Genomic DNA, 400 nt, shown 5'->3' on the forward strand with positions numbered 1-400 from the left:
CGTCGGCAGTCAGCACCACAACGTGATCGTGACGGCCGACGACTTCCGCGACAGCTGGGCGAAGCTGTCCTGGCACCGCGACGCACCGCTGTCAGAGCCCGCCGACGTGGCCGTGTTCCGGCTCGCCGAGCTCGCACGCAGGGACGTGAAGGTCGTGCTGTCCGGTGAAGGCAGCGACGAGCTCTTCGGCGGCTACCCGAAGTACCGCTTCGCGCAAGCCACTCGCTTCGCCGGTGCACTGCCTTCATTCGCGTTGCGCCGCCTGGAGAAGCTCTGCCCGCTTCCAAGGCACGGCTGGGCATCGCGCTCCGTGCGATCGCCGAACCCTCGTACGCAGAACGCATGCGCGGCTGGTTCGCGCCGTTCACCGTGGCCGGAGCGGACGCGCTGGCTGGGCGGG

Annotated in this window: 1 protein-coding gene; it reads left to right on the forward strand. The window is 69.5% G+C overall.

Annotated elements, in window-relative coordinates:
* A partial coding sequence (locus FXN61_RS50005) for an asparagine synthase-related protein (protein ID WP_223165938.1) occupies positions 1-400 on the forward strand: 400 nt, incomplete at both ends.

The sequence above is a fragment of the Lentzea indica genome (assembly GCF_012184385.1).
GTDB classification, from domain to species: Bacteria; Actinomycetota; Actinomycetes; order Mycobacteriales; family Pseudonocardiaceae; genus Lentzea; species Lentzea indica.